Origin of the sequence: Paraneptunicella aestuarii (assembly GCF_019900845.1) — a bacterium.
GTDB lineage: Bacteria > Pseudomonadota > Gammaproteobacteria > Enterobacterales > Alteromonadaceae > Paraneptunicella > Paraneptunicella aestuarii.
Map to the genome: position 1 here is coordinate 1,874,864 of NZ_CP074570.1, position 26,729 is coordinate 1,901,592.

The following is a 26,729-nucleotide window of genomic DNA, read 5'->3' on the forward strand; positions in this document are numbered from 1 at the left end:
GCTGATTAGCATATTCATCTGGCTAATACCCATATCTGTTTTCCACAATATTGTAAGTAAAATCGCTTAATCGTGTTCAAGCGACAATAATATGTGTCACAATTGCGGCACTTGTTGCCGGAATCAGGCACTTTTTGAGGATGTTCATTTATGACAGAAATTCAAGGACAGGTTGAATGAAGCTTCCTGTTTCTGTTTTTATTGGCTGGCGTTATGCCAATAGCCGCAAGGGCAGTCATTTTATTGCTTTTATAAACTTTTTCTCCATTACGGGCATTGCGCTTGGGCTAGCAGCTTTGATCCTCGTTTCTTCCGTTATGAATGGCTTCGAAGGCCAGCTAAAACAACGCATTCTAGGTTTGCTACCGCACTTTATTGTTAATACCACTCATGCTGAATTACCCCAATCCATCGCTGATGATGAGATGGTTAAGGGCGTTATTCCTTTTGCGGAACTGGAAGCGGCTGTGCAGTCAACGTCGGGTTTGAAACCTGTGATTGTGCAGGGAGTTGAAGCTCGTTCTTATGATCAGTACGCGTCGATGTCGGAACACTTGCTGCTAGGGAATTTGTCTCGTTTGCAGCCGGGAGAATTTGGCATCGTCATTGGCCGTTCTTTAGCTATGTCTTTAGATATTCAGGTGGGTGAACCTGTACGTATTATGACCGCTGAAGGTAGCCGCTATACCTTATTAGGACGCATTCCCAGCCAACGTAAATTTAAAGTGGTGGGCATATTTGAAATGGGATCGGAATTGGATAGCTCTGTTGTATTGATGAATATTGCCGATTTAGCGCGTTTGTTAAGAAAACCGCAGAGCGAGATTGAACAAAGTCGCTTATTCCTGCAAGACCCCTTCGATTATATGAACATGCGTACACAGTTGGATAAGGCTGGCTTTCAATACCATGATTGGCGTGAACGTCAGGGGCCGTTGTTCGATGCCGTGAAGATGGAAAAAAACATGATGTTGTTGATGTTGCTGCTCATTGTTGCGGTTGCTGCTTTTAATATTGTTTCAGCATTGGTCATGGTGGTGACGGAAAAGCAGGGTGATATTGCGATTCTGCAAACGCAAGGGATGTCACGCACATCGGTGCTAATGATCTTTTTGGTCAATGGGTTAAGTAATGGTATTAAAGGCACGCTTATCGGAAGTGCCATTGGTTTAATTCTAGCCTTTAATATCAATGAGATTTTATTGATGCTGGGTGTACCTATGCATCTGTATTTGCCAGAAGCTCGCTTGCCTATTTTGGTTCAGAACCAGCAAGTTACAGCCATGATTGCGCTGTCATTATTGCTCTGTTTTAGCGCTTCACTTTATCCTGCGTATCGTGCTTCCAAGGTGAAACCAGCCAATGCGCTTCGCTATGAATAGCCTGATTTAGAAGGGAAATTAATGAGTTCAGTTTTACTTCAATGCCAACATCTTACTAAAACTTATTCGGAAGGCCCGGTTCCCGTTAACGTGTTGGATGATATTAGTTTCACTCTCAATGAAGGTGAACAGGTGGCCATTTTAGGAAGTTCTGGCTCGGGAAAAAGTACCTTGCTGCATCTGCTTGGGGCATTGGATAAGCCCAATTCTGGCTCTGTGATTTTTCAAGGTCAGGACATCTATCAATACAGCGAAGCGCAGCAAGCCCGGTTTCGTAATGAATGTCTGGGGTTTGTGTATCAACAACACCATTTGTTGCCGGAGTTTGATGCATTAGAGAATACGGCAATGCCATTGCTTATTGCAGGAAAGCCTCATAAACAGGCGATGCAGCAAGCAAAACTAATTTTAGAAAAGGTTGGCCTTGCTGATCGTATTTTGCACAAACCGTCTGCATTGTCGGGAGGGGAACGGCAGCGTGTGGCGATTGCTCGCGCTTTGGTAACTCACCCCAAGATGGTGTTGGCAGATGAACCTACTGGGAATCTGGATGACAAGACAGGTGAATCGGTATACCAGCTGCTTTTGGATTTGAAGCAGGAGTTTGCTACCAGTTTCGTCGTGGTAACTCATGATACTCAATTAGCCGCCAAACTTGATCGTACACTGCATTTAAGCAATGGTAAGTTAGTCAATTCCGGACAGGAGAGCTAAGTGAACGGTCTGGTTTGGCAACTCGCATTTCGATTCCGCAAGAGTAAAAAGCGCAGTGGGTTTACGTCGTTTATTGCTTCCTCGTCTACCGTCGGTATTGGTTTGGGATGTTTTGTACTGATATTGCTGTTATCGGTTATGAATGGCTTTGAACGTGAGCTAAAAGACCGTTTGTTAGTAGCGATTCCTCATGGTGAGTTGACTGCGGTTGACCCGGCTGGTTTGGCAGATTGGAAAAGTATTATTGAACAGGCTAAACGCCATCCTCAAGTGGTTTCAGCTCAGCCTTTTATTAAGGCTACGGCATTGCTACAGCGAGGCAAAAAAACAAAGGCCGTTGAGCTGACTGCGATTGATCCCGCTTTGTCTCATCAGAACGAAGCGGCGCATATGGTCAATGAAGAAGCTTGGCAAACTTTCATTGCGACACCTTATGGTGTGTTACTTGGTCGCAAAGTGCTTAAACAGTTGGGCTTAAGTGTCGGTGACAAAGTTCAGGCTCTTTTACCCAGAAGAAGTGAGCCTGGAAGTAGTGATGGCTTAAAATTGTCTGCGCCGGAAACCATTTGGTTAACTGTTGTCGGGGAAGTGTCTCTGGGGGGAGAGCTGGACAGTTTTCTCGCTTATATGCATATGGATTTAGCCGCTGAAACCCTTTCTATTGCACAAGGGGCGCAAGGTATACGGTTAAACTATGTTGAGCCTTTTGATGCCAGAATGACGACTCGTAGATTGGCCTATGAATTGTCGCAACAGGTATACATCTCTGATTGGACTCGTACTCACGGGCACTTATATCAAGACATTCAGCTAGTCAGATCGGTTGTGTATCTGGCGTTGATTTTAGTGATTGCGGTTGCCAGTTTTAATATTGTGTCTTCTCTTGTGATGTCGGTGAGTGAAAAGCAGGCTGAAATTGCCATGTTAAAAACCATGGGAGCCCGGTCGAACCTGATTGCCAGAGTGTTTATTTTGCAGGGCAGTTTAAATGGGGTAATTGGTGCGTTATTTGGTTCGGTCTCTGGTATTCTGGTGGCGTTGAATTTATCCGATATTGCTAAATTTATTGAGTCTTTATTCGGGGTAAAGTTGTTATCTGGAGATATTTACTTCATTGATTTTCTGCCGTCATTACTGCTTTGGCGAGACGTGTGGATTACTGTATCTATTTCGCTGCTATTAAGCGTACTTGCTACCATTTATCCTGCTCTTAGAGCCAGTAAAGTTGAGCCTGCCAAAGTGCTCGGTCATTAGTCACGCTGTTTTATATAGAGAATATTCATATGACAATGCAAGTTCATTTTGCCCGTAGTTCTGATGAATGGGAACGCTGTTATCCTGTGATGAAACAGCTTCGTCCACAATATGATTTGGCTTCATTTTGTGAACAGATAGCGGTTCAGGTGCAAGAGGGGTATCAACTTGCCTATGTCGAAATGAATGGTCAGGTTATCGCGGTTGCCGGGTTTGTTATTGCGACCAAGTTAGCGTGGGGCAAGCATTTGTATGTAGATGATTTGGTGACGGATGATAACAAACGTTCAACAGGTGCAGGAAAGTGCTTGTTAGATGCGCTAATTGAATTCGCCAAGTCTCAGGATTGTCAGGAATTACATTTGGACTCAGGCGTGCAGCGGTTTGAAGCGCATCGTTTTTATTTGCGCGAAGGAATGCACATAACGAGTCATCATTTTCAGCTAAGATTAAAGGATGAAGTTAGACGTGGCTGAATCCGGGATTATTCTTCCCATTCAATGTTACGACGAATTAGGTCGTATTAAACCGCCATCCTTGTTATGGCTAATTGTGCTGTTGTGCGCAAAGGCTTATTTCATTCTGATTGTGTCATTAAGTAACTTTCAGGATCGCTCCTTGTTACTCTCTGTGTTTTACCCCGATACCAGAGATTTCTATTTGAATCTTGTGTTGGGAATACCGGGCGTTGTCGCCGCATTGATGGTGTCCTTTAGAGAAACCTGGTTAAAGCTAAACTGGCGTTTTATGTTTAGTTTGGTCAAACCTATGTTATTGCTGTCTCTTTTCGGTGATTTGGCGTTGCATATTATGATGGCTATGGATGTTCATTGGCGGTTTGTTTGGTCAATAGCTTTGTCTATTGTTGTTGTTGTGTTGGGTATTATGTATTGCCTGCGCAGCAAGCGACTGGCTTATTTTTCCGAAGACTGGAGAACTTTTGAGGAACCCGTTATGGAAGATAAAGCTAGCGATATAAAGTAGCTCGGGAAAAATTCCGGAAGTTTGGATAGCAGGTATAGAAAACACTGAGGGCAACAAAATGAAACCGGCATTTACGGTAACTCTTTCTTATGTCCAGCCCTCATTTCCAACTTCAATTTCAGGTTAATTATTGAGTGGAATTGGATAGCGCCTGATCGAAGTATTTTTTAATGCTGATATTGCTGTCGTTTACCAAACGCTGATAGCAAATTCCGGCAAATGCATAGGACTTTCCAGCGTATTCCAGCACAACATAAGGCGCGTCGGGATCGGCTTCATCATAACTCCATTCACCACCAACCAGCTTGCGGAATACTTCACCAACGTAAGCACCATAGAGATTACACAAGGTAAAAACGGCCTTGTCTTCAAGCGCTTGATCTTTATATCGACCTAACCAGCTTAGCAATACATCATCCACATATGAGATGCTTTCTGGAGTACCATTGAGTTTTACGTTGAATTCATCATGAGTGGTACTAATGGCATCTTGCGCACTGTCTGCCATTAGTTGATTTAGTTCTTCGCGTGTCATCCGCATTTTATTATTACCACCTGTCAGTCGTATTGTTATAAGACTATTGGGTTATTTGCCTCTCAGCAAGGATCATTTCCGTTAACATCCGGGTTCCGGGCCCCATTCTATCAGGATGTGGATTAACCATCGACACCACAATGCGCCTGAAACTACTTCCTTTTATGGATAATTGTGCCAGTGAGCCTTTTTTGAGCAAGGGCTGAACATAATGCGTTGGGAGCCAACAAAAACCAATACCTTCATGTAAAAGCTCAATAGCAGCGTGAAATTGGCTCACTGTCCAACGTTGTTCGGCCTTTAGCCATCCACGATTCTCAACAGGACTTTTGCCAGTGTCTTTTATCACTATTTGAATGTGTTGCAACAATTCTTCTGGATCTATTGGAGATTCCAGGGTTGCGAGAGGGTGTTCAGGATGGCTCACAGCGATAAAATCAACCTCGACCAGCGGTTCGTATAAATGCCCTTTGGGAATGTTTGCTGTGAGTACGATATCCGCCCAGCCTTCAGTAATGGCTTCTTCTGTTCCTGTGAGCACGGTATCAATAATTTTTAGGCGACTGCCACGGCAGTCATGTTGAAATTGCTTGAGAACAGGCAATAAATACTCTCTTGGGAAAGCCAAATCTAAAGCAATGGTAATTTCAGGCTCCCAACCCTGATTAATGTTTTTAGCCAGTTCTTCCAAATCCTGAGCTGATTGGCTCAAGATCCGGCTTCGACGCAACATGACTTCACCCGCCGGTGTTAAAAAGGCTTTTCGACCTTTGACTTCAAGTAGTTGCACATTGAGCTGATCTTGTAACTTGGCAACCGCATGGTTTAAGGAAGACTGACTCTTATTCAGAAGCTTTGCCGCATGAGCGTAACCACCGCTATCCACTACGGCTTGCAATATACGCCACTGTTCCAGCGTCGTTTTGGTGCGATACATTAAGTGCCTGACAGTTCGATTTTTTGGAATGATTGGCTTTTATGCTAGTGATATTCTTTCTGTTAGGCAAGTTACTTGAACTTGAATTGGAATAAAATAACCCCGAATACTAAGCTGTCGTGGACTATTATATGGGAGTCTTTAACTGAATATCTGCTAAATCAATCACATCCTTGCAAACCAATACCTGTTTGTTGACAGAGATAGATTGTTGGAACTTTATTTCTGCACATTGTTCCTGCCCGCTTTTTTGGCTTTGTAGAGAAGCTGATCGGCGGATTTCATGGTTTCGTCAAATGTGCTTTGTTTGTCTTTAAATGCGATGCCAAAGCTCATGGTGACATGAACTACCTTTTGTTGTGTTCCAGAAGATGGTTGTTTTAAATCCTTTTTCTTCGGTTTTTTGTCTGGGCGCTCTGCCTGACGGATCACCATAGGATAATTGGCAATGCTTTCCCGCAATTCATCTACAATATCAAACACTTGCTCCGGATTTTTACCGGGAAACACCAAGGTGAATTCTTCACCGCCGTAGCGATAAGCTTTGCCGCCTTTTGACACTCTGTTGAGCTGTTGTGCCACCATTTTTAGCACCTGATCACCTACGTCATGACCATAGGTATCGTTAAAGGATTTAAAGTGATCAACATCAGCCATCACAATGCTGTAGTTATTACCAATCGCTCGGGTGAATTGTATGAGTGCTCGGCGTGAAGCTATGCCCGTCAGATCGTCCTTGAATGCCATATTATGGCTATCGAACAATACAACGATGGAGCTTGCGACGGAAAATAACAGGCTGGCAAATCTCAGGACTTCGTTATTTTCGTAAAGCTGCAATATGAACATCATAACAATCATGCTTGCCAGTAGAGAATTACCGAGGCTGGCTTGCGTTAACATTCTTACCAGCAAGACCAATAGCAATATGGCAAATAGCAGAATTTCTGTGGTGCTGAATTGTGCGCGCCAGTGGGGTAGCCATTGATATAACGTGTTAGCCCAGTTTTGATATAGGTTGTTGCTTTGTAGATCTTGCCAGGTGAGTAAGGTAAAAGTGGCAACGGCAACCGCTATGAATAAGGCGATATCTTTCAGGACATTATATGGTCGTACTGCTTTGTTGCGCTTCCAAATGAGTACACCCAGGCAGCTGGCTACCAGTGGTAATAGCATCCAGGTTGTTAACCCTGTGTATTGATGAATGTCTGGTTTATCAAGGGAAAACAGCAGCAAGCTCCAAAACCCTGCGGCATAGACCAGGCGGCTGTGGTTAAATTGCAAAGCCAAAAGCAAGCTAATCCCTATTGCAACGTAAGGTAGCCAGCTTTTGCCATTTAACCAAAACAGGGTCTCGGCAGGAAATTGGGAAACAACCGTAAAGCCAAAAATGAGGATGATAAAAGGCAGTAATACGTTATTCAGTAATTCAGTCCAATATCTCATGGAGAGCTTAAAAATCCTTTACGTCTTAAAAGCGATACTGGACGACCCCTAATAATTGTTGCTGACGAACATTGGGATCCCAATACCATTGCATTCGATTGGCTTGAAAAGAATCAAGATACAAATACTCAAGACCCAATTGTATATTGTCCTGCCAATCATAGCGATAGGAAAGGGTGAGAGCATTGCCATCGCCGTTGTTATTGTCTTGCCAGTACATGTCCTTATCAATGGTTTTGAAATCATCTATACGGGCGCTAACACGATGTTGACCCGATTTATAACTCACCATAGCGTACCAAGCCGTAAAATCGACATTCACTTTGCCAACGCCCATTGAGGTATTTCCATCCATTATCTGGGTGATAAAACGCCATTCCTGATTGAAACGATATTGCCAGGCAAGGCTATGGAAGATGGTTTTCCAGGCGTACTGCCCACCACGAGCCAGTACGGTTTCATCGGCTTGGTTATTGTAATGGTAGTAACGCAGGCGGGAGGTGTTTTTGTAATCCCAGTGAGCACCTACATAAAAGCCCCAGTTGCCATCAATTTCACGATAGGGATCGACCCAGGAAGCCTGTTTTTCCATAATGCCACCGGGTGCAATGGTGGGGTAATTGGCAAAGGGAACCACTTCATTGAAAAGCGTCTGTTTGTCATGTAGAGCCCAACCACGCCAACTCAAGATAGTACCGGTAGTGTCATTTGCCTTAAATACAGAACCCAGTAGAGTAAAGGTGTGAGGGCTGTTATGTGCTCTTCCGGGACGAATCAACTTTACTTCTGTGCCGATAGTTCGCAGTTCTTCTCCTATCCAGCTATTAATGGCTGAATTGGTATAGTTATAAGGAGATAACCAGCCAATATCAGGATTCTCCAAACTCATTTCCGGGTAGAACATCCCGGCTTTAAATTGCCAACGATAATCAGGAGACCAAACAGGCGTGTATTTGATGAATGCCTGACTGAAATGAGTGAACGATTTAGGCGAGTTGGTATGGTTTAACACCGCTTCCACTGAGGTGGTGGCGGTGAGATCTGAGTTTATTTTCAGCAACGCTTGAGCGATGGAGGCATTGTGTTCATCGTCGTAACGAAGCAAGCTCGTGCCTTTATACAGATAGCTTTTCTCGGAATCTGAATTTAACGCGATTTGACCTTGAACCAGTCCCTGAATTGACGTTTCTGCCTTACTCGTGAAACTAATACACAATATAAATACAGTGGTGAGCAGTTTAAGATAAGATTTATTGTTATTCATATTATTGATCTTCACGGCACAAGTTTCGCTTTCTACTGATAGAGCATTGTAAACTCTAAACTTTGTTTAATGTAATGGTGTAGTACGTTTCTATTGTACGCTGAAGTGGAAGAAAAAGTTTCACACCAAGGATAATAAAGTTTGTGTCAGCTTTTCCGGGTCATACTTTTCTGGAACATGCTTGTTTGAAGAGGGGGAGGGCAAGTGTTCCTCTGATACCAAATCAGCACGAATAATTTGAATGCCTGATTGCTGCCATTTTTCTGTGGATATATTGCCGGTGTAGTATTCATCGTGTTGATCAAGTAACACATGAGTAAGCATTCCGTTATATGGTGATGATTTTGCATCCCTTCCAGAACGGTTTTGGTTTAAAAACTCAAGCAATTTATTGATGCTTTGCTCTGTCGTCAGTCCAATCGATTCAGGATCTTTACCCAGATTAGGGACATATACTTTGGGATTTCCATTGACTGCGATGGCGTCGCAAACACCGGTAGGCATCAAATTAGCCAGCAGACTGGAGTAGAAGCTTCCGGGTGGAAAACAAATAAGCTCGGCTTGTTCTATTTTGCTTTGTATATCTTGAGATATAGTGCTTTTCACTTCATGTCGTTCATTTAAAGCATGAGAAAGAGTGATGTTGTTTATTGGGCTGTTGATGGGAGGGTGTTCTTTTCCTGTTATTAAATGCTGGCCAATCAGCGTGTCGCCATTTTCCAGTTCCGCAACCAGATGATGGTTGTCTTCAACCGTTAAAGCCACTGAGCCTCTCACGGCTACCAGTTTTGAGAACAGATATACAATAGGGTCGATTTGTCTGTCGCTGTTCAGATAACCGCCGGTCAGGATCAAGTTGCCAATACTGGCACCTCGCAAATCGAAATTATCAGGTTTGTGTTTTCCGAAAGAGGCGAGTTGTTGCTGAATGAGCTGGCGCATAGGCTCAGATACAGCAGCGATTAATGGATGACGACCTTGAATAAGAGCATCAAGTTCTTGCTGCAATTCCGCTTGATAGGCTTTTTTACTGAGCCGATAAATGAACAGTTCATATACTTCTGGCATGCCTTTAGTGCCTTCATCTGCCAGTGCCATAAGGCGAGCTCGTAAATCGCCAATTGCAGGCATGGAAAAGGCCTTTCTGAGTTCTGCGGAACTGCCACCAGAATCGAAAGGAGTCATCAAGTGAGTAGAATTGTGGGTGTAATTCTTTAAGCGGCGGCAGAACTGATGGATAGCCGTGCCGCCCGTAAAAAACAGGACGTTAGGCCCAAGGTCAGGGGCTTTACGATAGCGTTCCAGACGAACATGATCCGGAATTTTGATTGTGCGTTTTACGGTATGCAATGTATTTAAGTATTTATTTTATTGTTTTTGTTAGCGCTTAAGCTGTTTACTTTAGCAGATGAAAGAAAATAGAACAGGGCGATTACATTGTTTTACACAGCAAGACTAAGGAAAAACAAGCAGGGGAAAAACAGTGCGAGACATGCTCGCACTGTGAAAAGATTAGAATGTCGTTTTTACCATATTCTGTGGTGCGACATTGCCATACATAATGGCTTTGGCTATTTTCGATTGTGGATCTTTGCCGATGGCTTTAGTGATATCGCGGCCGACCTGAGCTAATTGCGCCAAATCAATACCTGTTTCAATCCCCATACCATGTAACAGATACACCACATCTTCTGTACCCACATTACCTGAAGCGCACCCAGCATAAGGGCAACCGCCCAGTCCAGCGACTGAACTGTCGATAGTGCTAATCCCCATTTGCAGTGCCATCAGGATGTTACTCAAGGCCATACCGAAGGTGTCGTGAAAATGTACCGCAACTTTCTCGACAGGCACATGCTCAAAGACAGCACTTAACATGCGTTGTACTTTAATGGGTGTACCTACGCCGACGGTATCGCCCAGCGATACTTCGTAACAGCCAAGGTCGTAAAGAATCTTGGCGACTTCGGCAACTTTGGCTGGTTCAACTTCACCTTCATAGGGGCAACCAACAACACAGGAGACATAACCACGAACAGGTATGCCTTTTTCCTTTGCTGCTTCAATAATGGGTACGAAACGTTCGATACTTTCCGCAATTGAACAGTTAATGTTCTTTTGAGTGAAGGTTTCCGAAGCTGCGCCAAATACCGCAATTTCGTCTGCACCGCATTCTACCGCCGCTTCAAACCCTTTCATATTAGGTGTTAGGGCGGTGTAAACTACACCGGGCTTACGAGTGATTCGTTTGAATAGCTCGGAACTGTCTGCCATTTGAGGCACCCATTTGGGAGAGACAAATGCACCTGTTTCGATTTTCTTCAAACCTGCGTTGGCGAGCCCTTCAACCAGACGAATTTTGTCTTCCAGTTGAATGTCGGCTTGTTCGTTTTGTAATCCATCCCGGGGGCCCATCTCAAAAATGGTAACACTGTTGGGGTACCTCTCAGAGAAAGACGACCCTGAAAACGAGGGTGAAACTGAACCCATCAATTATTCCTCTTCTGCTTCAAATGCTAGTAATTCGGCACCACCATCAACCAGATCACCTACCTGATAGAAGAACTCTGTTACTTTTCCTGTTGCCGGGGCTGTTAACGCGTGTTCCATTTTCATTGCTTCCATGATCATAAGCGGCTGGCCTTTTTCGACAATGGCATTGGTTTCTACCATGAGTTTTACAACCGTGCCATTCATTGGAGCAGTAAATCCTGCGTTACCCTCATTGTCTTCGTCTAAACCCAAATCCGGTTTGTGCTCTGCAAAATGAATAACCAATTCATTGGTATATAACGATATTCCAATGTCATCATTGGCAATGGTGACAGTTTGTCGATGCCCATCGATGTTTAACTGTAGCAGGTCATTTTCTATTTGCGCGGAAATTTGCGAGGTTTTTTCACCTGCTTTGACGACAAAACGACGTCCTGCAGTGTTGCGACTTGCATTGTCTTCCAATTGCATTAAGGAAACCGTATAGATTTCGCCAGATACATCCAGGCTTAAGGTCTGCTCATGGGTTTCATTAGCGCGCCAAGCGTTGGATAGCTGCCAGGGAGAAAACGGATCGTTGTTATGGTTTGCAATCAAGTTCTCGGCCTGTTTTTGCTTATCCAATATCAGCGCCACCGCCATCATGGGCAAATACTTCTCAATGTCTTTGCTCTGCTCAACGAAAATCGCATCGTGATGCTTGTCGATAAAGCCAGTGTCCAATTCTGCATTTCTAAAGGCCGATGTGCTGGCCAGGTTGTACAGAAACGGAATGTTGTTAACCAAACCTTTAATGCGATATTCACTTAAGGCTTTGGTTAAACGGGTTAGCGCTTTGTCGCGGTTTTCATCCCACACAATCAATTTGGCGATCATGGGATCGTAGTAAACCGATACCTCATCACCTTGCAGAACACCGGTATCAACACGCACATGGCGATTTTCGACTGGCGGTTGCAAGTAAGTCAGTTTGCCGGTAGCAGGTAAAAATTCATTGTTAGGATCTTCGGCATACACGCGCGCTTCAAAGGCATGACCATTGATGGAAAGCTCTTCCTGTTGCAATGGCAAAGGCTCACCATGAGCGACACGTAACTGCCAGGAAACCAAATCTTGTCCGGTAATCATCTCAGTCACAGGGTGTTCTACCTGCAAGCGCGTATTCATTTCCATGAAGTAGAAAGAACCGTCTGAATCCAGCAAGAACTCTACCGTGCCTGCGCCCACGTAATTAATAGCTTTAGCGGCTAATAACGCTGCTTCACCCATCTGCTTGCGTAGCTCTTCGGTCATGCCGGGAGCGGGGGCTTCTTCAATGACTTTTTGGTGACGACGTTGTACTGAGCAGTCACGCTCAAACAAATAGACACCGTTGCCTTGTTGGTCACAGAACACCTGAATTTCAACGTGACGAGGCTGAGTCAGATATTTTTCAACCAGCATATGGTCATCGCCAAATCCGTTCATCGCTTCACGCTTGGCAGCTTCCAATGCAGATTCAAATTCATTGGCCGACCAAACCTGACGCATCCCTTTACCACCACCGCCAGCAGCAGCTTTAAGCAGGACAGGATAACCCATGTCATCGGCGTGCTTTTTCAATGTGGCTGGTGCTTGATCATCGCCATGATAGCCAGGAACCAGAGGTACATTGGCTTCTTGCATGATTTTCTTGGCGGCAGATTTGCTGCCCATCGCTTCAATCGCGCCAACAGGAGGGCCGACAAAGGTGATGTTATTGGCTTGGCATAAGTTGGCGAAATCGGCGTTTTCAGACAGGAATCCATAGCCGGGATGAATGGCATCAACACCCAAAGATTTCGCAACTTCGATGATTTTGTTACCTAGCAGGTAGCTTTCTTTTGCTGCCGAACCACCAATGTGAACTGCTTCATCGGCATGTTGTACATGCAATGCGTGAGCATCGGCGTCGGAATAGACCGCAACTGTGGCGATCCCCATTTGTTTGGCGGTGCGAATTACGCGACACGCAATTTCACCCCTGTTAGCAATTAGTAATTTCTTAAACATGCTCGATCCTCTTAGCCTTTAAGCCAGTTTGGCGAACGTTTTTGCAAGAAGGCATGTAGTCCTTCCTGACCTTCTTCAGACACGCGAATATTGGCGATGCGTTTACTGGTTTCTTCAGCCAGAGCCTTGTCGATAGGACGATGAGCAACATCGAAAACCAACTGTTTCGCTTGTGCGACTGCCGCTGGGCCATTCTTCAAAATGTTACCTAGAATATCGTCGATAGTGGAATCCAGTTCTTCTTCGGTAACCGCTTCGCTTAATAACCCGATACGACGCGCTCTGCGAGCAGAGAACACTTCGGCTGATGTGAAATAACGGCGAGCGATACGTGCACCAATGGCTTCAACCACATAAGGGCTGATGGTTGCTGGAATTAAGCCTAATTTAACTTCACTTAAGCAGAACTTGCTCATTTTGCTGCCAATGGCAACGTCACAGCAGGCAATTAAGCCTACCGCGCCACCAAATGCTGCACCTTGTACACGAGCAATGGTTGGTTTGGGCATGAAGTTCAATTCCCAAAGCATATCTGCCAAGGCATTGGCGTCTTTGAGGTTTTCTTCGTAACCATATTCAGCCATACGACGCATCCAGTTCAGGTCAGCGCCTGCGCAGAAGCTCTTGCCGTTAGAAGCTAAAATCATGGCTCTGATAGAGTCATCGCTTCCTACTTTTTTGAATGTTTCGGTTAGTTCAGCGATCAACACATCGTCAAAAGCGTTGTGCTTTTCCGGCTTATTCAGGGTAACTGTGGCAACGCCACGTTCGTCAACAGAGAGTAATACTGATTCAGACATTGCTTAATTCCTTACATTCTAAATACGCCGAAACGGGTTTCTTCAATAGGCTTATTCAGTGCTGCGGATAAACTTAAGCCTAATACGTGGCGTGTGTCAGCCGGGTCGATAACGCCATCGTCCCATAAACGGGCAGACGCATAGTAGGGATGACCTTGCTGTTCGTAGATGTCGATAATAGGTTGCTTAAAGGTTTGTTCTTCTTCGCTCGACCATTCTTCACCGGCACGTTCTTTTTGTTCGCGTTTAACCTGAGCCAATACGCCAGCGGCTTGTTCGCCACCCATTACCGAGATACGGGCATTAGGCCACATGAACATAAAGCGAGGATCGTAAGCACGACCACACATGCCGTAGTTACCCGCACCAAAACTACCCCCGATCAAAACGGTGAATTTCGGTACTTTGGCACAAGCTACAGCCGTTACCATTTTGGCACCGTTTTTAGCGATACCACCAGATTCATATTGTTTACCAACCATGAATCCCGTGATGTTTTGCAAGAAGACCAATGGAATGCCGCGTTGTGCGCATAACTCAATAAAGTGAGCGCCTTTCAATGCTGACTCAGAGAACAGAATACCGTTGTTAGCGACGATGCCGACCGGGTAGCCCATGATACGAGCAAAGCCACAAACCAACGTCGTCCCGTACAGTGATTTAAACTCGTCAAATTCAGAGCCATCAACGACACGGGCAATGATTTCTCTTACATCAAACGGTTTGCGTGTATCTTTCGGGATGACGCCATAGATGGTTTTTGGGTCGTACAGCGGCTCTTGTGGTGCGCGGATATCTAACGTGGCGGGTTTCACGCGATTCAATCGGGCGACGGCGTCGCGAGCCAGTTGCAATGCGTGATGGTCGTTGTTTGCCAAGTGATCCACTACACCTGATGTACGACAGTGAACATCACCGCCACCCAGTTCTTCCGCTGTGACGATCTCACCGGTGGCAGCGCGTACCAGAGGTGGCCCACCAAGAAAGATAGTCCCCTGATTTTTAACGATGATAGATTCGTCTGCCATGGCGGGTACATAAGCCCCTCCTGCGGTACAGGAGCCCATCACTACTGCGATTTGCGGGATGTTTTGCGCTGACAAATTGGCCTGGTTATAGAAAATACGACCAAAGTGTTCTCTGTCCGGGAATACATCGTCCTGGCGAGGCAGGTTGGCACCACCTGAATCGACCAGATAAATACAGGGCAGGTTGTTTTGCTCTGCGATCGTCTGCGCCCGAAGGTGCTTTTTCACGGTTAGAGGGTAGTAGGTTCCGCCTTTAACCGTAGCGTCGTTGGCGACGATAATACATTCCTGACCTGAAACTCGCCCGATACCGCAGATAATACCGGCTGCTGGCACGTAATCTTCGTACACGTTCCATGCGGCTAATTGGGAGAATTCCAGAAACGGAGAACCCGGGTCGAGCAGAGCGTTAATGCGTTCTCTGGGTAATAGCTTGCCTCTGTCGGTATGGCGCTTGTTAGACTGTTCACCACCGCCCAATTTGATTTGAGCGATTTTGTCTCGCAGGTCGTTAACTTGAGCCAGCATGTGCTGCTCGTTGTCGGCGAAATCCTGCGATTTGATATTAATTTTTGTTTTAATTTCTGGCACTTGAAGCTCCTGAAAAGGTGCGACAGTTTATATACAAAAGCCTGAGAGCTGTTTTTAATGGCTTACTCAGGCTGTTAATGTTGTTTTGAATGATGGTTAAAAGGTTAGAAGACCGTTCTCGGCATGGATGCCGAGATTCGAGCGTTCATGGATGAACTTGCAGCGTGTCTTCGATCTTTTAACCATTATTCAGTGTATCTGTAATTGACTTACTCAGACTCTTTAAACAATTCACGGCCAATCAACATACGGCGAATTTCAGAAGTCCCTGCGCCGATTTCATACAGCTTGGCGTCACGTAACAAACGTCCAGCCGGGAATTCATTGATATAACCGTTACCGCCTAACAACTGAATGGCATCCAGTGCCATTTTGGTGGCTAGTTCTGCGGAATAAAGAATGGCACCTGCAGCGTCTTTACGCGTGGTTTCGCCACGGTCACACGCTTTTGCAACAGTGTAAACGTAAGCGCGAGCCGCATTCATTTGCGTGTACATGTCAGCGATTTTGCCTTGAACCAATTGGAATTCACCAATAGATTGTCCAAATTGCTTACGGTCATGAATATAAGGCACAACCAAGTCCATCGCCGCTTGCATAATGCCCAATGGGCCGCCAGACAATACCAAACGCTCGTAATCCAGGCCGCTCATCAGAACGCGAACACCGCCGCCCAGTTCACCCAGAATGTTTTCTTCTGGTACTTCGCAATCTTCAAATACCAATTCGCAGGTATTGGAAGAACGCATACCTAATTTGTCCAGTTTTTGCGCACGGCTAAAGCCTGGGAAATCACGTTCAACCAGGAAGGCGGTAATGCCTCTTGAACCGGCTGTAACGTCAGTTTTTGCGTAGATAACATAAGTGTGGGCGTCAGGGCCGTTAGTGATCCACATTTTGTTGCCATTCAGAATGTACTTGTCGCCTTTCTTCTCGGCGCGCAATTTCATGCTGACAACGTCTGAACCGGCATTAGGTTCACTCATGGCTAACGCGCCAATGTGCTCACCTGAAACCAATTTTGGAAGGTATTTTTCTTTTTGTGCTTCGTTACCGTTTTTGTAGATTTGGTTAACGCACAGGTTAGAGTGAGCGCCGTAGCTCAAACCGATACCGGCAGAAGCGCGGCTGATTTCTTCCATGGCAATAACATGAGCCAGATAGCCCATATCGGCACCGCCGTATTGCTCAGAAACCGTTACACCTAACAGACCCATTTCGCCCAGTTTTGGCCAAAGTTCATTTGGGAAGTAATTCTCTGCGTCGGCCTTTTCAGCTAACGGTGCAATTTCACCTTGAGCGAAGGCGTACACGTGATCGCGTAACATATCGACTTCTTCGCCAAGGCCAAAGTTCAATGTTGGGTATGCTGCATTCATTCGTTTGAGCCTCCGTTTAACTCAGCTAATTCTTCGCGACAACGTAGTTCAACGTCGTCCAATTCACTCATTAACATTTGGATGTCTTCCATTTGCTGGGTCATGATGGCCCTTTTTTCCCTGGTCATCTTGAGCATGGCCTCTAATTGCGGCCTTGAGTTTGAGCTATCATCGTAAAGCTCAAACAGTGTTTTCACTTCTGACAGAGTAAAGCCAAGGCGTTTCCCTCTCAGAATTAACTTTAAGCGAACCTGGTCTTTTTTTCTGTAGACCCTGTTTTGCCCAACACGCTCTGGCGCAAGTAAGCCTTGCTCTTCATAAAAGCGGATTGAGCGAGGAGTAATATCAAATTCTTTTGACAACTCCCCAATGGTATAGGTAACTTCTGACATTGTTCTCACTTTACGTTTACGTAAGTGTCAATTTACGTAAAGGTAAAGTATGCTAGTAAACTCGTCAATAAAGATTTTTGGTAAGTAAAGCTGACAATTTTTAATGTGCGTTCATAAAGCTGTACGAAAGGACTAACTACTCTTCATTTAAAATTGTGGTATGTTCGCGTCCAGCTATAAGACATCGGAGAAGAAGAGAGTATGAGTAAAGACGCGATTGTTATTGTTGCTGCAAAGCGCACTCCAATGGGAGCCATGATGGGGGCTTTGTCTCCTTTGACTGCGACTGACCTGGGTGCGGAAGCAATTAAAGCGACCATCGAAACAGCGGGCGTAGATGCTAACGTTGTTGATGAAGTTGTGATGGGGTGTGTATTACCTGCCGGGTTGGGACAATCTCCAGCCAGACAAGCGTCTTTAAAAGCTGGCCTGCCTTTGTCTGCCGGTGTTACTACTATCAATAAAGTGTGTGGTTCGGGTATGAAAGCCGTCATGATGGCACATGACCTGATCAAAGCTGGCTCTGCTGAGGTTGTGTTAGCGGGTGGCATGGAAAGTATGAGTAATGCACCATACATGTTGCCTAAAGCGCGTGCTGGTTTCCGTATGGGGCACGGTGAGATCCTGGATCACATGATGAAGGATGGCTTGGAAAACGCCTATGACGGTCAGGCGATGGGCTGTTTCGCGCAAGGCACAGCAGATGAAGAGAATATGACTCGTGAGCAAATGGATGAATTTGCTTTGTCTTCATTAGCCAAGGCGAAAAAAGCCATTGAAGACGGAAGTTTTGATGCTGAAGTTGCATCTGTCACGATTCAGGATCGCAAGGGTGCTGTTACCGTATCTCATGACGAGTCTCCGGGCAAAGCCATGCCAGAGAAAATTCCTGGTTTGCGTCCTGCGTTCAGAAAAGACGGTACTATTACGGCTGCAAACTCCAGTTCCATTTCTGACGGTGCTGCCTCGTTGTTGGTCATGAGTCAGGCCAAAGCGGAAGAGTTGGGCTTGCAGCCATTAGCTCGCATTGTTGCTCATGCAACGAATTCCATTGAACCTGAAAAATTCACTGTTGCGCCAGTGGGGGCGATGCAGAAATTGATGGAAAAAGCGGGTTGGAATTTGGCGGACGTTGATTTGTTTGAAATTAACGAAGCGTTCGCGATGGTAACCATGTTGGCAATCAAACAGCTTGAACTGGATGCGGATAAAGTGAATGTTCACGGCGGCGCATGTGCTCTTGGTCATCCAATCGGTGCGTCTGGTGCACGTATTTTGGTTACCTTGTTACATGCCTTGAAGCTACGTGGCCTGAAAAAAGGTGTTGCGTCATTGTGTATTGGTGGCGGTGAAGCAACGGCTCTTGCTGTTGAGATGATGTAAGTCGTATATTTAATTTTTTAAAAGCTGCTTTGTGGATACCTTTCGAGGCTTACATAAAGCAGCTTTTTTGTATCTTGGTTAAAGTCAATTAGTCGACAATTGCTTTCGCTTTTTTCTCAATATATTCACCTGCGTCGTTGGCGCTTTGCTCAAGACGTCGGCCAGTATTCTGCATTGCGGTGTCCAGTTTTTCACCGGTATTTTCCAGTGCATTCTCAATGACTTTTCCGGTATCTTTCATTGTGGAATCTAGCTTGTCGCCAGCTTTGCGTATTGCTTTATCCAGCGTATTACCCGTCAATTCCATGGCTTTTTCTAAGGTTGTTCCTGTTTTTTCGGTGTGCTCTTCAAGCAATTTACCGGTTGCATGAACCTTGTCTTCAATCGCTTCTCCGGCATTTTCGACAGCACTTTCCACTGATTCACCGAAGTTCTCGACCGCCTCTTCTATGCACTTGGCTGTACTGGAGTGTTTGCATTCGGCAAAGCTGGAAGAGGATGCCAGAACAAGAGTGGCTAATATGAAGGGCAATGCTGATGAGGATAACTTCATGGATGTTCTCTTGGTGATTTATTACTACACGCGACAATCAGGTTAATTAAGATACTACATAACTGTTCCAAATAATCAGTCACCGACAGAAAGTTGGGAGCAGACCCACAGCCGCAAGGGATTGATTTACGGCGAGTCTGCGTTCAATTTCTGTTGGTGACTTGCAGTTATATACACTTATTTAGCTGTTGCGATATTAACGGTTCATTGCACATTGCTCAAATACAGTAATGCAGAAGCTTGTTTCAAAATGTTGTGTTTGATAAGCCACAACAGTGATTTAAGAAAAAGCCACAATTTTCCGCTCAATTAATAGACGTTTCGCTTGTTTTCCAACCTGTTTTTTGGATAAAGAAAGACGGTTAAATTTTGTTTCCTCAAAAATTCTATTTATAGGCTATCTTTAATGCCAAGGGTTTGTTTACTTACCGTTAATACTCGTTAAATAGCTGGTATAAAACATTTGGAATTGGCTTTGAATAATAAAAAACGATTAATTGGAATTACTGCAACTTTACTGCTCACACAGGCATTTTATGCCAGTGCCAGTACAGGGAGTCGCTTGCAGGCTACCGGTGGTATCACTGGTTTTGAGGGCTCTGCTGGTGGCGGTATTACGCCTTGGGCTGTTATTGCCGGATATGGAAGCCGGGAAGAGATAAATGGCACGGTGAATCTGCAATTTTTAAATACTGGTGAATACAGTTTAACGACTACAGGTGCTGCCATTGGCGTTTACGACAGGTTTGAATTTTCTGCTCAGAAGCAACGATTGGATGTCTCAAGTGGCATTGTCAGTAATGTCTTTAATTTGTTAACTGAGGGGCAAATTAGCACGGCTCCTGGCACTGAGATTGAGCAGGATATCTTTGGGGTAAAAGTGAAATTGCTGGGGGATGCGGTGTTTTCTGATTCTCCCTGGATACCGCAGTTGTCGTTGGGTTTACAGTACAAGAAGAATCGGGATTTTGATTCATCATTGGCCTTATCCAGCGGCCTTGTACCGCTTCCTGATGTAGGTGTTCCTAAACTGTTGGGTGCTCAAGATGATTCAGGCACTGACGTTTACCTCTCTGCTTCCAAGGTGTTGTTGGGTGTATTGGGTGGTAACAACCTATTGCTTAATGGAACTGCCAGGTTAACAAAAGCGAACAGCTTTGGTTTGCTCGGGTTTGGTGCTCAGAATGATGATAGCTACGAATTGGAGTGGGAAGGTTCGATTGCGGTTTTGCCTAGCGATAGCACTGTGATAGGTGTTGAGTTTAGAACTCAAACCAACCGCTTGGGGGGATTGGCGGAAGAGGAAACGGTTACTGATGTTTTTGTGGCTTACTTTCCTAACAAAGCCTGGTCGTTAACGGCTGCTTACGTCGATTTGGGAAGCTTGCCTTTTGAGCCTGATGCTTCTGGTTTTTATTTATCAATTACGGCGAATTTGTAATGAAATCACTGTCTATTTTTTTATTAACGACTTGTACCATGTTGACGGGATGTGTTTCCTATCGAGAAGGTCAGAATGTCGATCTTTACACTGAAATCGGCGGAAAGGAAACCTTGTCAAAGGTCTATGGTTTAGCGCTCACTCGCATTTATAACGACCCGGTTATTGGTCATTATTTTGAGGGCGTTCCGAAAAATGATTTGCGTCGTGAACTGACTGAGCAAACCTGCGAATTAATTGGCGGCCCTTGTGACTACGAAGGGAAATCCATGCTGGAAGCTCATAAGGATTTGAGTATCAAAGATAGCGAATTTTTCTTGTTGGTAGAGTACGTACAGCAAGCGATGCGTGATATTGGTTTAACATATCAGCAGGAAAACCGTATCTTGTCGCATTTGGCGCCAGTGAAAAATGAGGTTGTTTATCACTAATATGAGCGCGATTATTTCAAATCAAACTCAAGTGCAGGGCAATCCAGTTTTTGTAGCTCCATTGCCAGTTCTGTATTGGCATCAGTTTGATTGTCGGGTTTGGTTAGCGTGTAGATAAAGCCATGATAACGAATGTTGTAGTGACCAGCCTGTAAAGGATAAGCATCTGCTAAATTGAGCACTTTTGATAATGTTTCATTGGCTTTCAATGTGATGAAATCAGAAGCTAGTGGTTCGCCTCGTTTCATCATGGCACCTTGATATTCTAATTGTTCATCGTTTACCGACACTTTGAGGAATCGGTTCTTCCAGCCTTCCCAGGGAGAGTTCCATAAAAGTACAGGTACAGTATCGCTTGAACCGTTGGTGAGTGAAAATTTAACGAGGGCAACAAGTTTGTCAGTTTTCTCGTTTTCAGGCGGTTCTTGAAAGGTAATTTGGCAAGTTAGAGGCATGGCTGATATTGATTTGGCAAAGAGCATTAATCCAGTGATAAGTGTAAGCAGTAACATGCTGAGCTTGGAAGCTGTGCGTTTTTCTACTTTCTCTATCATAGAGCTTGTTCTCATTTTATTGCCATTATCTCAGGTTGATTTAAACACGAAACGCAAAGCCTAAGCTTTGCGTTCCATTTTATTAAGCCAAATACTAAGCAGATATTAATTCTGGTACGGCGTATTTTCTGCAAAATATTCGTGGCTGTCGGCATTGCGAATCGCACTGCTTGGGCTAGAGTTAGCCAGCGATTTCGCTGCAGATTGACCATAGGCCAAATCGTCCGTGCCTGCAACCACATTAAAGTGACTCAATTCATGTACGATGGTACCTGCTTTTGAGTCTGTACCTGTTGTAGGCGCGCTCCAGAAAGCATTACACAAGTACACTTTGTAAGGCTGTGTAGGATATACATAAGCGTAGTAACCTTGGTTACAGCTACAATCGAACGTCAGGTTTTTGTTATCAATCGCGTCCTGAATTGCATAGAAGTTGTTTCTTACTGTATTCCAACGAGAGCTGCTATAAGTGCCAAACCAGGTGTCATAGCGAGCATTGTACTTGTTGGAAGCTTCATTTTGCAGATAAGCAACAGAGTTGTCGGTGATTGTATTCGCTGCTGAAAGAGCAGATTGAATAGAGTTCTTCTCTGAGTTGGTGCAAGCGCCTGTATAGCTAACGCCTTGAATAGAAATGATGTCTTGCATTGCTTGTTGACGCATTTCTGCATAGCTATCGCCACGCCCTTCAATCCAGACATTCACAACGTTAGAAGCGATTTTGCTGCTACGGTTTTTGCTGTCGATATCACGAACCAATCCTTTAAAGTCAGCAGCGTATTGAATGTCATAGCTACCCGTCGCGCTTAAATCGTACATACCGGTTAATTCAACCTGGTAAGAAACGCTTTGGTGAGGTTGTAGTTCGATATAGTCACTTTCTTGAGGTGCAGAACGTTTCGCATGTGCGCCAAAGTATTCGTGTCTTAAGCCGTCCTTTTTAACCTTAAATAATGATTCCTTGGTTTCCTGAGTAGGAATGTACCACTCCAATAGTTTTAATGGAGTGCTTTCAGTGTTGGTGAAAGTGATGTTGAGCGTTAAATCGTCTTTCGCTGTGATGCTGTTCATATCACTGCTTAGCGATACTTCGATGCCTTTTGCCAATGCTGCGTTAGAAGTTAATAAGGCGAGGGCAACTGCTGCAATTTTATAGTTTTTCATAGTGTAGAGGGTTGTGTTGTTAAGGGAATAATATTTCTAGATTAGGTTTTGATCTTTGTAAATGTGATATTTGTAATCAAGGTAATAATATGCGTCTTAACTTTTGTTGTATGTTGTAAAAAAATATACTCAAACAGGTAAAAAGGTGTTGATATGTCTGTTTTTGAGTGAAAATTAGCCAAATAAACCCATGATAAAAGTAAGGTTTTTGGTGATGGTGAGAAAGAAAAAATTTCTTAGATTTCATGAAATACGTAAATTTGGAATTTACATATTTTACTATTTTGTAGAAATATCGCCTTCATAAATATAAATGGACGAAGTTATTGAATCTTCATTGTGCCTGATTGTTCTTCATTGCAGTGAGAACGGAGTTTTTCTGAATTAATTATGCGATCAGATTAGCTATTTAGGGGCAGCCCATCAAGCATTTCCAGTCGTTCAGCCAGTTCCTGCAATCTTTCTTCAGTTTGTTGGTCTTTCGATAGGGATTTTAGTTGGTCAAATAGCGCTTTGGCGTAGATATCCTGATATAGCAAAGTAGGGATTTCTATCATGCATTTCAACAGGTTGAGGCAAAAGACTGGTTCTTGTGGAAACATGCGATGTGCTCGATAAAAACCACCAATGGCCTGTTCATAATTTCCGGTTACATACTGTTGTAAAGATTGTTGGTTGTATCTTACCGCCAGCAATCGTTCCTTACTGATGCTCTGCTCGCTTCGAATGAAAGCAAGTTCAGCCAGGGCTTGTTCATTAATTTGGGAAAGGGAAGAGGCGCGTTCTTTGAATACGGCTAATAATTCCGCCGCTTTTTGTTCTTCACCAATGCCATGAAGGACTTTTATGGCATCGCCCAATGTGTGGAGGTCTTCTTTATCCAGTTTGTTCATATTGCGTTTCGATACCAAACGTTTCGCTTTGTCGATATCCTGCGCTAATACGGCAACCATTGCAGACAGATAATTGGTGTCAGTATGAGAGTCGGATTTAAGCTTTTTATTCACTGCTGCACGTATGAGTTGCTCAGCATTGAGGAGTGATTCTGAACGAGCGTTTTCGGCTTTTTCTTCTGCCAGAATAAGGTGGCAACGAGCCATATCCAGTGATAACTGAGCAAAATGTTCACGTATTTCTGTGTCGGTTTGTCGCCTTTTATCTAAAACCGCAATGGCGTCATGAATGCGATCCTGCATTTGATAGAGATAAGCTTTTAACCGGGTTGCACTAAGCGACATATTGGATTCGTTGATTTGTTCCACATAATCTAAAGCCTGATCATAATCACGGTTGTTTATCTGAATTTTGGCGAACCACTCACAGGCTCTTTCCTTGGTAAATCGGTTTTTCAGTAATGAAGACAGGATTTTCTCGCAATGGCGAATATCCCCATAGAGATAACAGCAGAGTATTAAGCCCCATTTCGCCCAAATGACATTTGAAGATTCTTTTAATACCGCCATGTATAAATCGCAGGCTTCCTGATAGCGTTCCAGCTTTATCAATAATTTTGCTTTCAGCCTGTCAAAGGCAGGTTTATAGCGAGGATGCGGCAGTTGTTTGCTGAGCTTTTCCAGATAAATCAGCGCGTCGTCAAATTCCTCTTCATCCATCAAAGCAAGTACAGGGTATAAAAACTCATTTAAACGTAATGTGCCCCTTAGAGTCTTTTCCAGATGATTGATGTTGTAGGGCTTGAGTAATAGAGAATCGGGATGGGCATCGAATATTTGACCTACCACCATTGGCATGTGATCGCTGGTGACAAATATGGTACTGGTAACGTTTTTAAGGAGTTGTTTTTCTTGCAGTTCCTGAATGACTTCTACGCCATTTTTGTGGATGCCAAGGTAGTAATCCATCAACAGGACATCGTAGTCCTTGTACTGCATCTGTTGTTTCAGTTCGTTACCCTGACGAAAGCAGTCCACGTTTGTGTAATTCAAACGCAAAAGGTAATTACGCAGATTGGTTCGCGCGTCGTCATTGTCTTCAACAATGGCAATGTTAAGTGCTCGTTTACTCACAGGTATGACTACTCACAGGTACTACTTATTTGGGCTTCGCTTTCTATTAAGGCTTTTGATATTACAACTTATCAATCTTTCCCAATCTGTTTGCTCTCTCTGTTTACACTTAAGGCAAATTCTCACAATGGATCGGGTGAAAGGTTGCTCAAAAAATCCAGCAAGTGGTTAATTTTAACACAGTGACAGATAGCTCTCTAAATAGCAGAACGCTATAAAAAACCTTTTGAGGTGATTTATTGAACTGTATCTGGTACGACCTGATGTGGGAGTTGTGATAGGAAAAATATTCATCGAATTGAAAAAATTTCCAGTGTATTCATTAATGTACGGGAAAAAAGTTGGATTTTGTTAAAGTTTTATCACGTTAACGTTAACGTAAAGGTGCAATTTCTGTTAATGTAAGCCCCACTAAATTAGTTAACCATCAGAATAATTGTCATGAGCCATAATGTACCTTTGTTAATTGATGGCGAGTTTTTGCCTTCATCTACAACTCAATTCATCGATGTTACCAACCCTGCCAACAATGAAGTTATCGCCCAGGCACCTTGTGCTACCGATGCTGAAATGGAACGCGCCATTGCCAGTGCTGCTGAAGCGTTCAAAAGCTGGAAAGAAGTGCCGGTAAGTGAACGTGCCCGTTTAATGATGCGCTATCAAGCTTTGTTGAAAGAGCATCACGACGAGTTGGCTGAAATTTTGAGTCAGGAAACAGGTAAGACTTTCGCCGACGCGAAAGGTGATGTGTGGCGTGGTATTGAAGTGGTTGAACAAGCCATCAATATGCCTGCGTTAATGATGGGCGAGACTGTTGAAAACGTTGCCCGCAGTATTGATACCAGCAGTTTCATTCAGCCGTTAGGCGTATGCGTGGGTATTACACCTTTCAACTTTCCGGCTATGATCCCTTTGTGGATGTTCCCAATGGCGATTGCCGCTGGTAACACATTCATATTGAAGCCTTCCGAGCAAGACCCGATGACGCCAATTCGTTTGGCTGAACTGTTCATTGAAGCTGGCGCACCAAAAGGCGTATTGAACGTTGTTCATGGTGGTAAAGATCAAGTTGATATTTTATTGAACCATAAAGAAACCAAAGCGGTGTCGTTTGTTGGTTCTGTTCCTGTTGGTCAGTACATTTATAAAACTGCAACCGGCAATATGAAGCGTGCTCAGTGTTTTGCTGGTGCCAAGAACCACACCGTTATTATGCCTGACGCGAATAAAGCGCAAGTGTTAAATAATCTGGTAGGTGCCTCTGTGGGCGCTGCAGGTCAACGTTGTATGGCCATTTCTGTTGCTGTCTTTGTGGGCGATTCCAAAGAGTGGATTTCTGAATTGAAGCCTCTGTTTGAAGAAGTGAGCCCTGGCTTGTGGAATGATGAAAAAGCGGCTTATGGCCCGCTGATCAGCCCAAAAGCGAAAGCCCGTGTATTAGAGTTGATTCAACAAGGTAAAGAGCAAGGCGCTAACTGTCTGGTTGACGGTTCTGACTTTACTTTGCCTGGTTATGAAAGCGGAAACTGGGTTGGCCCTACGCTGTTCACTGATGTCACCAAAGAAATGGCGATTTATCAGGAAGAAATCTTCGGTCCGGTATTGTGCTGTATGTGCGTCGATACTTTGGAAGAAGCGTTGGAACTGGTTAACAGTAACCCTTACGGTAACGGTACTTCTATCTTCACTGGTAGTGGTGCGGCAGCGCGTAAATATCAGCACGAAGTAGAAGTTGGACAAGTGGGCATTAACGTACCCATTCCTGTGCCATTACCTTTCTTCTCTTTCACTGGCTGGAAGAATTCATTCTACGGTGATTTGCATGCTTACGGTAAGCAAGCAGCGCGTTTCTATACTGAAACCAAAACCGTCACGTCTCGTTGGTTTGAAGATGACATTCCAACTGGGCCAAATATGACTATCAATTTACGTTAATTTAATCAGCA

24 protein-coding genes are annotated in these 26,729 nt (G+C 44.3%); 9 read left to right on the forward strand and 15 right to left on the reverse strand.

Annotation, left to right across the window (positions count from 1 at the left end; translation table 11 throughout):
• Positions 1-176: 176 nt before the first annotated feature.
• From KIH87_RS07835 to KIH87_RS07855, 5 genes are read left to right on the forward strand one after another with little or no spacing between them, the layout of a single operon-like run.
• Positions 177-1,382, forward strand: coding sequence for a lipoprotein-releasing ABC transporter permease subunit (locus KIH87_RS07835; protein ID WP_232360974.1), 1,206 nt, complete (start codon positions 177-179; stop codon positions 1,380-1,382).
• 21 nt (positions 1,383-1,403) lie between these two features.
• The gene (gene lolD / locus KIH87_RS07840; RefSeq protein ID WP_232360975.1) at positions 1,404-2,096 is read left to right on the forward strand and encodes a lipoprotein-releasing ABC transporter ATP-binding protein LolD; all 693 of its coding nucleotides are present in this window, start codon (positions 1,404-1,406) and stop codon (positions 2,094-2,096) included.
• Positions 2,097-3,350 (forward strand): lipoprotein-releasing ABC transporter permease subunit, encoded by a 1,254-nt coding sequence (locus tag KIH87_RS07845; RefSeq protein ID WP_232360976.1) that lies wholly within the window; start codon positions 2,097-2,099, stop codon positions 3,348-3,350. It begins immediately after the preceding gene.
• 29 nt (positions 3,351-3,379) lie between these two features.
• Positions 3,380-3,826 (forward strand): GNAT family N-acetyltransferase, encoded by a 447-nt coding sequence (locus KIH87_RS07850; RefSeq protein ID WP_232360977.1) that lies wholly within the window; start codon positions 3,380-3,382, stop codon positions 3,824-3,826.
• Entirely contained in the window at positions 3,807-4,334 is a 528-nt protein-coding gene (locus tag KIH87_RS07855) for a DUF2919 domain-containing protein (RefSeq protein WP_232360978.1), read from the forward strand. Before KIH87_RS07850 ends, KIH87_RS07855 begins: the two co-directional genes overlap by 20 nt.
• 127 nt (positions 4,335-4,461) lie before the next feature.
• Here KIH87_RS07855 and KIH87_RS07860 read toward each other — a convergent pair whose 3' ends face one another.
• The 11 genes from KIH87_RS07860 to KIH87_RS07910 all read right to left on the reverse strand — a co-directional run bounded on the left by KIH87_RS07860 (position 4,462) and on the right by KIH87_RS07910 (position 17,230).
• Positions 4,462-4,875 (reverse strand): hypothetical protein, encoded by a 414-nt coding sequence (locus KIH87_RS07860; RefSeq protein WP_232360979.1) that lies wholly within the window; start codon positions 4,873-4,875, stop codon positions 4,462-4,464.
• Positions 4,876-4,912: 37 nt separating this feature from the next.
• Entirely contained in the window at positions 4,913-5,806 is an 894-nt protein-coding gene (locus tag KIH87_RS07865; protein WP_232360980.1) for a LysR family transcriptional regulator, read from the reverse strand.
• A gap of 219 nt (positions 5,807-6,025) precedes the next feature.
• On the reverse strand, positions 6,026-7,252 hold the full coding sequence (locus KIH87_RS07870) for a GGDEF domain-containing protein (RefSeq protein WP_232360981.1): 1,227 nt from the start codon (positions 7,250-7,252) through the stop codon (positions 6,026-6,028).
• A 25-nt stretch (positions 7,253-7,277) separates the two neighbouring features.
• Positions 7,278-8,516 carry a hypothetical protein gene (locus KIH87_RS07875; protein WP_232360982.1) on the reverse strand — a complete coding sequence of 413 codons (1,239 nt, stop codon included), beginning with the start codon at positions 8,514-8,516 and terminating at the stop codon, positions 7,278-7,280.
• 120 nt (positions 8,517-8,636) lie between these two features.
• On the reverse strand, positions 8,637-9,866 hold the full coding sequence (locus KIH87_RS07880) for a GAK system CofD-like protein (RefSeq protein ID WP_232360983.1): 1,230 nt from the start codon (positions 9,864-9,866) through the stop codon (positions 8,637-8,639).
• 162 nt (positions 9,867-10,028) lie between these two features.
• The gene (locus KIH87_RS07885; RefSeq protein WP_232360984.1) at positions 10,029-11,006 is read right to left on the reverse strand and encodes a hydroxymethylglutaryl-CoA lyase; all 978 of its coding nucleotides are present in this window, start codon (positions 11,004-11,006) and stop codon (positions 10,029-10,031) included.
• Between the two features lie 3 nt (positions 11,007-11,009).
• Positions 11,010-13,040, reverse strand: a complete 2,031-nt coding sequence (locus tag KIH87_RS07890; RefSeq protein WP_232360985.1) for an acetyl/propionyl/methylcrotonyl-CoA carboxylase subunit alpha — start codon at positions 13,038-13,040, stop codon at positions 11,010-11,012.
• A gap of 11 nt (positions 13,041-13,051) precedes the next feature.
• A complete protein-coding gene (locus KIH87_RS07895) occupies positions 13,052-13,840 on the reverse strand; it encodes an enoyl-CoA hydratase/isomerase family protein (protein WP_232360986.1) in 789 nt (262 codons plus the stop codon).
• A gap of 11 nt (positions 13,841-13,851) precedes the next feature.
• Positions 13,852-15,459, reverse strand: coding sequence for a carboxyl transferase domain-containing protein (locus KIH87_RS07900; protein ID WP_232360987.1), 1,608 nt, complete (start codon positions 15,457-15,459; stop codon positions 13,852-13,854).
• Between the two features lie 209 nt (positions 15,460-15,668).
• The gene (locus KIH87_RS07905) at positions 15,669-16,838 is read right to left on the reverse strand and encodes an isovaleryl-CoA dehydrogenase (RefSeq protein ID WP_232360988.1); all 1,170 of its coding nucleotides are present in this window, start codon (positions 16,836-16,838) and stop codon (positions 15,669-15,671) included.
• Positions 16,835-17,230 carry a MerR family transcriptional regulator gene (locus KIH87_RS07910; protein ID WP_232360989.1) on the reverse strand — a complete coding sequence of 132 codons (396 nt, stop codon included), beginning with the start codon at positions 17,228-17,230 and terminating at the stop codon, positions 16,835-16,837. Before KIH87_RS07910 ends, KIH87_RS07905 begins: the two co-directional genes overlap by 4 nt.
• Before the next feature lie 201 nt (positions 17,231-17,431).
• Here KIH87_RS07910 and KIH87_RS07915 point away from each other — a divergent pair, with 201 nt between their 5' ends.
• Positions 17,432-18,613 (forward strand): thiolase family protein, encoded by a 1,182-nt coding sequence (locus KIH87_RS07915; protein ID WP_232360990.1) that lies wholly within the window; start codon positions 17,432-17,434, stop codon positions 18,611-18,613.
• A gap of 88 nt (positions 18,614-18,701) precedes the next feature.
• On the opposite strand, the gene KIH87_RS07920 is transcribed toward KIH87_RS07915, so the two are convergent.
• On the reverse strand, positions 18,702-19,166 hold the full coding sequence (locus tag KIH87_RS07920) for a DUF6781 family protein (protein WP_232360991.1): 465 nt from the start codon (positions 19,164-19,166) through the stop codon (positions 18,702-18,704).
• Between the two features lie 475 nt (positions 19,167-19,641).
• Between KIH87_RS07920 and KIH87_RS07925 the strand changes: the two genes are divergently transcribed.
• Positions 19,642-20,607: a DUF3034 family protein gene (locus KIH87_RS07925; RefSeq protein WP_232360992.1), complete on the forward strand. Its 966-nt coding sequence runs from the start codon at positions 19,642-19,644 to the stop codon at positions 20,605-20,607.
• A complete protein-coding gene (locus tag KIH87_RS07930; protein ID WP_232360993.1) occupies positions 20,607-21,038 on the forward strand; it encodes a group I truncated hemoglobin in 432 nt (143 codons plus the stop codon). The genes KIH87_RS07925 and KIH87_RS07930 overlap by 1 nt, the downstream gene beginning before the upstream one ends.
• 11 nt (positions 21,039-21,049) lie before the next feature.
• Here the strand turns inward: KIH87_RS07930 and KIH87_RS07935 are convergent, their stop codons facing one another.
• The 3 genes from KIH87_RS07935 to KIH87_RS07945 all read right to left on the reverse strand — a co-directional run bounded on the left by KIH87_RS07935 (position 21,050) and on the right by KIH87_RS07945 (position 24,783).
• On the reverse strand, positions 21,050-21,592 hold the full coding sequence (locus KIH87_RS07935; RefSeq protein ID WP_232360994.1) for a hypothetical protein: 543 nt from the start codon (positions 21,590-21,592) through the stop codon (positions 21,050-21,052).
• Positions 21,593-21,697: 105 nt separating this feature from the next.
• On the reverse strand, positions 21,698-22,756 hold the full coding sequence (locus KIH87_RS07940) for a M35 family metallo-endopeptidase (protein ID WP_232360995.1): 1,059 nt from the start codon (positions 22,754-22,756) through the stop codon (positions 21,698-21,700).
• Between the two features lie 401 nt (positions 22,757-23,157).
• Positions 23,158-24,783, reverse strand: coding sequence for a response regulator (locus tag KIH87_RS07945; protein ID WP_232360996.1), 1,626 nt, complete (start codon positions 24,781-24,783; stop codon positions 23,158-23,160).
• Between the two features lie 441 nt (positions 24,784-25,224).
• On the opposite strand from KIH87_RS07945, the gene KIH87_RS07950 reads away from it, so the two are divergent.
• Positions 25,225-26,718 (forward strand): CoA-acylating methylmalonate-semialdehyde dehydrogenase, encoded by a 1,494-nt coding sequence (locus KIH87_RS07950; protein ID WP_232360997.1) that lies wholly within the window; start codon positions 25,225-25,227, stop codon positions 26,716-26,718.
• The last annotated feature ends 11 nt before the right edge of the window (positions 26,719-26,729 follow it).